Source organism: Pseudovibrio sp. Ad46 (assembly GCF_001623065.1).
Lineage (GTDB): Bacteria > Pseudomonadota > Alphaproteobacteria > Rhizobiales > Stappiaceae > Pseudovibrio.
Window position 1 is genome coordinate 1 of the sequence record NZ_LMCG01000045.1, and the last position, 1,210, is coordinate 1,210.

The window sequence follows — 1,210 nt, forward strand, 5'->3', positions numbered from 1 at the left end:
TAGATTTTTCCGTTGAATTTCCTCTCTAGCTAGCCGACCCCAATTAACCGAATGACTTCCCTAAGGGAAGGAGCAAATTTAGATCGTTGATACCAGTTTCAAAGGTTGGCCCAACTCTCATTGCGGTTTTGGCCTGCAAATAGAGCACGACAGGCCCGACTAAAAGCAGGACTGAAAACACTCATATGAGATTCTCCTTTTAAGATTTTGTGGTACAATATTAGCCCAGAAATTGAGCGGGAATCCATCTGGTTCGCCAGTTTAACGAGATTGGATACCATTTTAGCATGTGCGTCAGCAGCTTCCTCAAACTCACCGACAGCCATGAATATATCCATTTTGACATTCTGCCTTTTCGTACTCGTTTGCTCTTCTAGCGCAATGAGAAAGCTATCAGCCCACCAGATGGCTGGGCTAATAGCCACATATCGTTGAAATGCTTCTGGCTGAGTAAAGGCCGTATTGAGTACGAATAGCCCTCCCATGGAAATACCCGTTAGCGTGGTTTGGGTCAGATCTAAATCGAAACGACTAGCAAGCCATGGAGATAGTTCTTCTAGAATAAAAGCTAAGAAAGAAGTTGCGCCACCTGCCAGAATTTCATCTTGCCAAGTAAACGGTGCTGGTGCGCGACGCATCATGGCTTCAAATCGCTTGTCCTCACATGGGGAAAGATCACGTGTGCGAATTGCTAGGTGTTCTGCTTTTTCACCTCTCCCAGAAACATCATACCCGATGCCAACAATGCAGTGTGGTGGAGGCCCATCTGGTTCCATCGCCAACGAGTTCAGTAAGGTCGACGCAGCACCAAAGCATATGTTGCCATCGGTCACAAACATTACTGGTACAGGACCACTTTTAGAAAACATCGGATTTGGCATCGCGACGTCAATAATGAAATATGCACTAACATTCTCAGACCAAATTCTGAAACGGTTTGACCCTAGAATTGGTGTCGGACCAAGATCAGTAAACTCGTTGGTACAGCTGCTCATATGGTATCTCCTTGCTAGAGATAGCAATACTAAGGTTTTGCCCTGCCCACCATTCTTGATTTGCAAATGTTTCGCACTATATATTAATGGGTACAAAGAGTTACCGTCATTTACCCTGAATAACTTCAGTAAAGCGGCACCGCGTAAACAATGCATTCTCCGTTATGCAGATACGACAGGGAGTAACACCTCCACTGGAAGTGCTCGAGCAGATG

1 protein-coding gene is annotated in these 1,210 nt (G+C 45.4%); it reads right to left on the bottom strand.

Going from position 1 to position 1,210, the window contains the following annotated elements; translation table 11 throughout:
* Positions 1–98: 98 nt before the first annotated feature.
* The gene (locus PsAD46_RS11195; RefSeq protein WP_161831155.1) at positions 99–995 is read right to left on the bottom strand and encodes an alpha/beta hydrolase-fold protein; all 897 of its coding nucleotides are present in this window, start codon (positions 993–995) and stop codon (positions 99–101) included.
* Between the last annotated feature and the right edge of the window lie 215 nt (positions 996–1,210).

Coding starts and splice junctions, on each gene's coding strand:
- PsAD46_RS11195 (WP_161831155.1), bottom strand. CDS start 995: ATGAGCAGCTGTACCAACGAGTTTACTGATCTTGGTCCGACACCAATT.